Genomic DNA, 8,085 nt, shown 5'->3' on the forward strand with positions numbered 1-8,085 from the left:
CCATTCGGAAGGCAGGGCGGGGCCAGATGGTGCTGCCATGGCTTTAAAGCAGTGGCAGCACCACTAAGCAGACCCGGGCCTATCCAGCGCCCCTGTATTATAGCCCGGACGGATACAAATCCGGCGGCTCGTTGCCTTTCACGGGCGTGCCCAGGGGGCGCAGGGCCTGGGTCTGGTCCAGGAACAGAAAGGCGTCGTAGCGCTGCGGAATGATGGAGGGCACGTAGTTGCCGAACCGCTCGCGGCTGGGGCTGTACACCACCCCAATGGCCCGGTGCCCGATGGAGCGCTTGAAAAACTTGTTGCCGCGCAGGTCCTGCGACAGCACCAGCTTGTTGCCGGGCCCGCTGCGGTGCAGCAGGTCCTCCCAGCTGTTGGGCTGGGCCTCGGGCACGGGCATGGCCCGGGGCGTAGCGCCCCAGGCGTCGGCGGCAATTACCGAGCCCTGGTAGGAGCCGAAGCCCACGATGAACACGTTTTCCGGCCCGTACTGCTTGCGCACCAGCTGGCCCACGTTCACCTCGCCGCTGCGGGCCATGTCGGTGTAGCGGGCGTCGCCCACGTGGGTGTTGTGCTCCCACACAATGGCTTTGGCCGCCGGGCCGTGCAGGGTCATCAGGCGGCTGAGGGTTTCGGCCATGTGGCGGTCGCGGATGTTCCACGACTCGGTGTAGCTCTGCACGGCCGTGCGGTAGTAGCGCTCGCCGTTCAGGGCCACCAGGACGTGCTGCTGGGCCACAAACTGACCTTCATTCTGGGCCACGCCGGGCCCGGTGCTTTTCTGAATGGCTTGCCACAGGCGCTGGGTTTCGGCGCGGCAGCTGGCGTCGGCGCGGGCCACGGCCTCGGCATAGCCTTCGGCGCTGGGGCTGTAGGGCTGGAAGCAGCGCTGGGCCCGCCGGGCCGCCTGCTGGGCCGGGGCATCGCCCTCCAGGTGGGGCATGAGGTCGGAGAGGGCTTCCCAGAGGCAGTACACGTCGAGGCCAAAGAAGCCCACCTTGTTGGCCGGGGCCTGGGCCTGGTTGTGCTGGTTGAGCCAGGTAACCAGGGAGGCCACTTCGTAGTTGCCCCACATCCAGGTGGGCCAGCGGTTGTAGTGGCGCAGCAGCTGCACGGTGGCGGCGCTGTCCTGCCGCGGCCCTTTAATGAAGTTGTTGACGCGGTAGGAGTCGGCCCACTCACCTTCTACAGCAATAAACCGGAAGCCCTTCTCCCGAATCAGGCGCTTGCTCAGGGCCGCGCGCCAGGTGTAGTACTCGTGGGTGCCGTGGGAGGCTTCGCCCAGCAGCACCACGCGGGCGTTGCCGATGGCCTTCATCAGCGGGTCGAGGTCGGCCTCCGAGCGCAGGGGGTAGTTGGGAATCTGCACCTTCACCGGCGGCTTGTTGGTGGGGCCGCCCACGGGCACGATGGGGAGGTTGGTTTCGGCAGCGGCGGGGGCAGTGGTGGCCTGCGCCGGCTGGCTTTGGCGGGAGCCGGAGTCGCAGCCCAGCAGCAGGGCAGCCATGAGCAGCGCGGCCCAGCGGAAGGAAGGGGTAGGAGCGAAGGGCATGGTAGAGCGGCCACGATGGTACGCAGCGCACGGATTTTACCCGGTTTGCAAAAAGGATGTTATTGATGAGCTGAGGATTGCGCTGTTTTTCAGGAGGCAGGAATGCAGATGGTCGGGTTGTCGGAAAACGTGGGCAGGGGCGTTTGGGAAGGTGCCAGGCGTTGGTAACAGCTTGAGGCGCGGACTGCAAGTCCGCGTTACAGTGTGGCCCGTACACAGGGCGTGATAGCGCGGGGTCGTACCCGAAGGGCTCGGCCCCGTGTCTACTATTCGCAGGCCTCTGGCCTGCAACGCCAGAACATCCTGTGTTAGAATCGTTCAACGACCGTCGGCCAGAGGCCGACAAATAAAAGACACGGGGCAGAGCCCTTCGGGTACGACCCCGCGCCATCACCGCCATACCACGTAATAGCAGTTATTTATCTTATGACCACCCTTTACCTTCTCGCCCTGCTGCCGCCCGAGCCGGTGTTCTCCGAAACCTGGGCCATGAAGCAGGAAGTACACCAGCTCACCGGCAGCCGCAACGCCTTGAAGCTGCCGCCCCACATCACCCTGATACCGCCGCTAAAGCAGAACGACGCCTTTGAGGCCCGCTGCGTGGCTACGCTCACGGATTTTATGGCCAGCCAGGCCGCCTTCCGGGTGGAGCTCGACGGCTTTGCCTGGTTTGGCAGCCGTACGCTGTTTGTGCACGTAAGCGGGGCCGATGAGGTAAAGCGTTTCCACGCCGCCCTCGTCGACTGGCTGGCCCGGCACCTGCCCGAGGTGCCCCGTGAAAGCCGGCCCTTCACGCCCCACCTCACCCTGGCCACCCGCGACCTTCCGGCCGAGCAGGTGCCGGCGCTGCGCCAGCTCTTCAACAAGCGGGACTACCGCGCCAGCTTTGACGTGCAAACCATCACCCTGTTCCGGCACGACGGGCGGCAGTGGCAGCCCCGGGCCACGTTTGCGCTGAACAGCCCCGACGCACATCTGTAGCGACGATGCCCTTGGCTACGTCGACCTTCGGTTCGCGTCTTCCGTCAGAACGACAAAGCCAGAACTAAGCTTCCCCAAGATTTTTTCGACGGCCTTTAAGGTCAACCCTTAAGCTTGTCTTAATCGGTGCTGAGAACCCCGCTGGGGTTCTGGTTAAGCCACGAAAACAGGCCGCGATAACCAAAGAGAAAAATAGTAGGGTAGAGTAAGCCAGAACAGCACCCCAGCGGTGCGGCCCCTCTTTTCTATCTACATGCCGCCCCGCTTGTGCTGAGCCGGTTTTGCTCCGCAAATGGGATAAGCTAATACGAGGTATCAGCTGGTTGTAAGGCTCGTTTGCCGCCGGCGCTTGCCAGGGCCGCTGGGGCAGCCAATTTGCTATACCTTCATGCCATGAAGCTAAACTCTACCCGTTACAGCCTTCTGCTGCTGGCCACTTTGGCTGGCCCGGCCGCGCTGGCCCAGCAGGGGCCCGCCTCGCAGGTTTACACCGTAGCCGAACAAATGCCCACCCTGACCAACGGCCAGGGGGGCACGGCCATTATGGCGGCTTTGCAGCGCCTCACCGTGTATCCGCCCTCTGCCATCAGCGACCAGGTGGAAGGGCGGGTGTTTGTGACCTTTGTGGTAGCCGCCGGGGGCCAGGTGCTGCATCCCCGCATTGTGAAAGGCGTGCGAGCCGACCTCGACTCGGCCGTGGTGGCGGCCGCGCGCCTGCTGCCCCAGCTGCTGCCTGGGCGGCAGGGCGGGCAGCCGGTGGCCGTACTGGTCACAATACCGGTGGTGTTCCTCCTGCAGGCCCCGGCCGAGGTGCCTCCCCTGCAGCTGGCCGAGCCAAGCCAGCCCGACCAGCTGGCCGAAAAGAAACCCGCCTATGTGGAGGAGCTGCCGCGAATGCCGGGCGAGAAAAACAAAGGCAAAGGCGTCGCCACACTTGTTGCGGCTATTCAACGGGGGCTTATCTACCCCGAGGCTGCGCTGAGGTCCAGCGTCCAGGGCCGGGTGTTCGTAAGCTTCACCGTAGATTCCCTGGGGCAGGTGAAGGAGCCGAAAATTGTGAAAGGCATTGGCTGGGGCTGCGATGAAGCCGTGTTGGTGGCCGTGAAAAAGCTGCCCCGCCTGCAACCGGGCACCCAGCAGGGCCGCCCGGTAAGTGTGGGCATCACCCTGCCCATCACCTTCAAGATTCAGGATAACCCTGCTTCCCGGCTGGGCCGCTCCCCGGACGGTTGGTAAGTAGCCACATAGTGAGCGAGGCAGACCAGTAGGCTTGCGGCTTCTCTACGAATAATGACAAGGAACCCAGGCTAACAAGCCGCTCCAATGACGCACTACTGCGGTGTGTTAGCTCGCAACGGGCAGCTATAAAATACAGGCCGTGGGCGGGCCCTGGGCAAAGGCCGGTTTTCTACTTTTGCATCATGAGCACCGCCCTTACCCTGACTACCGCCACCGACGCCGACGTGCCCCGCCTGGCCCGCTTTGTCAACCGCGCTTACCGGGGCGAGGATGCCCGTCTGGGCTGGACCACCGAGGCCCACCTGCTCGATGGGCAGCGCATCGACGAGGCCGGGGTGGAAGAGATGCTGCACCTGCCGCGGGCCACGTTTGTGCTGGCGCAGGACGCCGGCGGCGAGCTGCTGGGCTGCGTGCACCTGCGGGCCTGCCCCGAGCACCTCTACCTGTCGATGCTGGCCGTAGACCCGGCCCGGCAAGGGGCGGGCATCGGCCGGTTTCTGCTGCAGTCGGCCGAGGAGCACGCCCGGCAGCAGGGCTGCCCCCGCATCCGCATGACGGTTATTTCGGTGCGCCAGGAGCTGCTGGCCTACTACCAGCGCCAGGGTTACCAGCCCACCGGCGCCACCGAGCCCTTCCCCACCGACACCCGCTTCGGCATTCCCCGGCAGCCCCTGGAGCTACTGGTGCTGGAAAAAGAGGTGATTTTTGGTGATGAGGTGAGGAAGTGATTAGGTGAGGAAGGAAGTGAGGAAGGAAGAAGAAAAAAGAACGTCATGCTGAGCTTGCCGAAGCATCTCTACCACGAGAGTAAATCCAATCAAAGGGATTACTGCCGCGGGCAAGATGCTTCGACTCCGCTGCGCTGCGCTCAGCATAACGTTCTATTTTACTTCATCACCCCATTACCCCATCACCTCCTCACCTCATGCGGGGCCGCACGCCGGCTACCGCGCCTCATACTGGAACTTGTATATCAAATCGTGGGTGTACGTACCCTGTATGATGTGGAGGCTATCGGTAAAGCGCAGCCGCCGTGGGGTAAGCTCGTTGATAATTAGCATCTTGGGGTAGTCGTTCCAGAAAGTTCGTCGTAGAATGGTGTTGTTGTTGAGCAACTCCCAGCCCCCGTTAGTGTGCTGGCGGAAGCATTGTTGTACCAGGCCCTGGTTGTGCTTCATGGTGCCATCCTCAAAGTAGGTGTCGTAGGCCAGGCCACGGCCACAATGCTGGTTAGCATCGGAGCTGAAATCGAAAGGGATGGTGTCGGGGTTGGCCCCGCTCGGGTAATGACGCTGTCTGAGGTTCCAGGACACCATGTACCAGTTCTTGCCGGTCAGCAGCCCGGTGGGCTCAGGGTCTTTGGCTTGCTTGCAGCCCGGCACTGCCAGGGCAGACAGTAGGAGGGTGCCGGCCAGCAGGGCGCGGCTGTGGCGGGCGGCCAGTGGGGAAAGTGTTTTCATAGGTGGGAGCTGGAATTGAGGCGGTAAGGTAAGGCGAACGTAGTAGCCGGTGCTACGCTGCTACGTAGCCTTCCTCCGTGTGGCGCAGCAGAGCCAGCGCCACCAGGGTATCGAGCAGGGGCTCCACCTTCTCCGGTTTGAGGCGCTTGAAGCGGGCGGCTACCTGGGCAGCTGAGAGGGGCTGGGCGGCCTGCTGCAGCACGTCGCGCAGGGCCTGCATCTGCGGGGCCAGCTCCTTCGGAAAATCAATGAGCAAAGAGGAATGAGCAATGAGCAATTGCTCGGTTTTGGGTGGGGAAACCAGCTTATTGTTCATTGTTAACTGCTCATTGCTCATTGATTTATCCTGATACGCCGGGCGCAGGTAGCGGACCAGGCCGCCGGCTTCTTCGCGGGCGCGCTCGTGGTTGAGGGCCACCAGGCGGGCGAGGATGTCGGCCTCGGGCAGGGTGGGGGGCCAGCCGTAGGCGGCGGCTACTTCGGCGTCGAGCTGCTGGTGCAGGCTGAGCACCACCGAGGCCAGGCCCTGCTGGTTTACGGTTTGATCTTTGGCCGTGAGGGGCTGGCCGGCGCGCAGCTTCTCCACCACGTTGTAGAGGTCGGTGAGGGTGAGCGTGGGGTGCTGGGCCTGCTGCCGCTTGCGGTGGGCATCCAGCTGCTCGCCCAGCTCCCGGATGCGGGCCTGCTGCTCGGGCGTGGCGGCGGGGAAGGGGAATGGGTCGAAGCAGCGGGATTTTGCATACACTGAATCATTGCCAACACCTAAGAAGCTACCAGCTGCAAAAGCCCAAGTTGTATGAAATCGGCTTGACAAAACACCCAAATAATAAGTGTCATCAAGTGCTATAGCAACCAGCTTATTATCAGGCAAAATATCCGCTTCGAGAAACTGGAAAAGACGGTGCTTTGACGTTTCTGTTGTAGCTATATAGCGACTTAAGCCACTGACCATGCTCCGCAGTTTTGGGTTGGTTTCTCCAAAAAGCCACCAATTGTCTCTCCGAGAAGGACGGTTGTTATTGTCGCGTTCAGGCTTTACAGTTTCAACCAAATGCTGGTAGGCATTAGGAAAGCGCGTCAATACTTCGGGTGACTTTAGGCCATAAAAGTCAATGACCATTACGCCGCGAGGACGTGCCGTTAAGTCCTTTCCATTTCGATAAGGGCGAATGTGTTTATCAAGGCCATCAACTTTGCCTAAGCCTAGTTCGCTAGCTTTATTGGAATCAACAATAAAACCTGCACCAAATAAGCTGACGCCTCTGTTTGCTAGGTTTTCGTTTGACTTTAACGAATCGGCACTATCCAAGGCAGCACCAATAGTCAAGTCCGAAAGAATTTGTCCCTGCTGTTCCTCAAATGTAACGTCAGCCGCTTCGTCGTCTTCCACAGCGGTTTCCGTTTTCAGCACCAGCAATTGACCTGTAGAACCGGCGGTGGTGCGTTCCGCTACCGTCATGGCAATACGTACGGCGGCGCCTTCGGCGGCATCTACCCAGGGGTGGTCGGGAATGGCGAAGGTAAGGGTGAGCGGGGCCGGGTCGCCTTCCAGGAAGGGTTGCATCACGCGGCGGTTGAAGGTTTGCTTGAGGCTGTTGGTGGTGATGAAGCCGAACCGCTCGGCGGGGCCGCGCTGCACGGCGGCGGCGGCGTTGTACCACCAGTACATCACCAAATCGGCCGAGTCAGGCACTTTGCCCTTGTAGGCTTTGCGCAGGGCTTCGGTGTAGCCGTCGCCCAGGGCCTCGCGCATGCGGGCTGGCCCCACAAACGGTGGATTCCCCACGATAAAATCGGCCTCCGGCCACTCGGCGGGCCGGGGGTTGGGGTAGTCCAGCACGGGGGTGCGGGCGGTTTCGTCGGGTACGGGCTGGCCGGTGGCGGGGTGGGGCTTGGTGCTGCCGTCCCAGCGGGTTACGGGCTGGCCCTGGGCGTCGAGGCGGGGCGTGGGCGGGCCGTGCTGCAGGGCGGCATCCTGCTGGCGGATGTTCTGGTACTCATCGAGCAGGGGTTCGCGCAGCTGGGTGTCGCCGTGGGTGCGCAGGTGCCACTGCAGGTAGCCGATGCGCAGCACCACGTCGGCAATGGCCGCCGCGCGCGGGTTGAGCTCCAGGCCCAGCAGCTGGCGTGGGCTCACGGTGGTGCCCCCGCCCAGGTCGAGCAGGCCCGTGTGGCCGAAGGCATTGATGGCGGCCAGCACCTCGCCCTCCAGGCGCTTGAGGTGTTCCAGCGTCACGTACAGGAAGTTGCCCGAGCCGCAGGCCGGGTCCAGGATGCGCAGGGAGGTGAGGCGCTGCAGGAAGCGCAGCAGCTCCTGCCGGGCCTGCTGGGGCTGGCCTTCGTCGAGGCGGCGGGCGCTGGCGGCCTGGGCGGCCGTCCACTCCCGGCGCAGGGGCTCCAGCACGGTGGGCAGCACCAGGCGCTCCACGTAGCGGCGCGGGGTGTAGTGGGCGCCCAGGCTGTGCCGCTCCCGGGGGTCGAGGGCCCGCTCCAGCAGGGTGCCGAAGATGGCCGGCTCTACCTCCGTCCAGTCGGCCTGGGCCGCGAGCAGCAGCAGGGCCGCCTGGTCGGCGTTCAGGGGCAGGGCCGTGGCATCGTGAAAGAGCTGGCCGTTGAAGCGGCGCAGGCGGGCCTTGAGGTCGGAGGCGTAGCCGCCCGTGTCCATGGTGCGCCACAGCGCGCTCAAGGCATCGGGCAAGAACTCCAGCAGCTCGGGCGTGCCGTACTGGCGCAGCATGCCGGTGAAGGAGGCTTTGGGAATCAGGCCGGTGTCATTAAACTCAGCCGGCAGGTCGCCCCACCGACTGGTCTTCAAAACCGTGCTTGAAACTTTCGCTTCACACGGCTCCTCAA

6 protein-coding genes are annotated in these 8,085 nt (G+C 63.2%); 3 read left to right on the forward strand and 3 right to left on the reverse strand.

The features are described from left to right. Positions 1-97: 97 nt before the first annotated feature. A complete protein-coding gene (locus tag ABD919_RS21845; protein ID WP_345238212.1) occupies positions 98-1,552 on the reverse strand; it encodes an erythromycin esterase family protein in 1,455 nt (484 codons plus the stop codon). Positions 1,553-1,978: 426 nt separating this feature from the next. Between ABD919_RS21845 and ABD919_RS21850 the strand changes: the two genes are divergently transcribed. From ABD919_RS21850 to ABD919_RS21860, 3 genes are all read left to right on the forward strand, one after another. Next, the gene (locus ABD919_RS21850; RefSeq protein ID WP_345238213.1) at positions 1,979-2,533 is read left to right on the forward strand and encodes a 2'-5' RNA ligase family protein; all 555 of its coding nucleotides are present in this window, start codon (positions 1,979-1,981) and stop codon (positions 2,531-2,533) included. 393 nt (positions 2,534-2,926) lie between these two features. Continuing rightward, a complete protein-coding gene (locus ABD919_RS21855) occupies positions 2,927-3,769 on the forward strand; it encodes an energy transducer TonB (RefSeq protein WP_345238214.1) in 843 nt (280 codons plus the stop codon). A gap of 185 nt (positions 3,770-3,954) precedes the next feature. Next, entirely contained in the window at positions 3,955-4,500 is a 546-nt protein-coding gene (locus ABD919_RS21860) for a GNAT family N-acetyltransferase (RefSeq protein WP_345238215.1), read from the forward strand. A gap of 216 nt (positions 4,501-4,716) precedes the next feature. Here ABD919_RS21860 and ABD919_RS21865 read toward each other — a convergent pair whose 3' ends face one another. Next, on the reverse strand, positions 4,717-5,232 hold the full coding sequence (locus tag ABD919_RS21865; protein ID WP_345238216.1) for a hypothetical protein: 516 nt from the start codon (positions 5,230-5,232) through the stop codon (positions 4,717-4,719). 52 nt (positions 5,233-5,284) lie between these two features. Beyond that, a complete protein-coding gene (locus ABD919_RS21870) occupies positions 5,285-8,047 on the reverse strand; it encodes a DNA methyltransferase (RefSeq protein ID WP_345238217.1) in 2,763 nt (920 codons plus the stop codon). Between the last annotated feature and the right edge of the window lie 38 nt (positions 8,048-8,085).

It is taken from the genome of Hymenobacter saemangeumensis (assembly GCF_039541835.1).
Lineage (GTDB): Bacteria > Bacteroidota > Bacteroidia > Cytophagales > Hymenobacteraceae > Hymenobacter > Hymenobacter saemangeumensis.

Excerpts from the sequence above, each read along its gene's own strand:
- ABD919_RS21845 (WP_345238212.1), bottom strand. The coding sequence starts at position 1,552 with ATGCCCTTCGCTCCTACCCCTTCCTTCCGCTGGGCCGCGCTGCTCATG.
- ABD919_RS21855 (WP_345238214.1), top strand. The coding sequence starts at position 2,927 with ATGAAGCTAAACTCTACCCGTTACAGCCTTCTGCTGCTGGCCACTTTG.
- ABD919_RS21860 (WP_345238215.1), top strand. The coding sequence starts at position 3,955 with ATGAGCACCGCCCTTACCCTGACTACCGCCACCGACGCCGACGTGCCC.
- ABD919_RS21850 (WP_345238213.1), top strand. The coding sequence starts at position 1,979 with ATGACCACCCTTTACCTTCTCGCCCTGCTGCCGCCCGAGCCGGTGTTC.
- ABD919_RS21865 (WP_345238216.1), bottom strand. The coding sequence starts at position 5,232 with ATGAAAACACTTTCCCCACTGGCCGCCCGCCACAGCCGCGCCCTGCTG.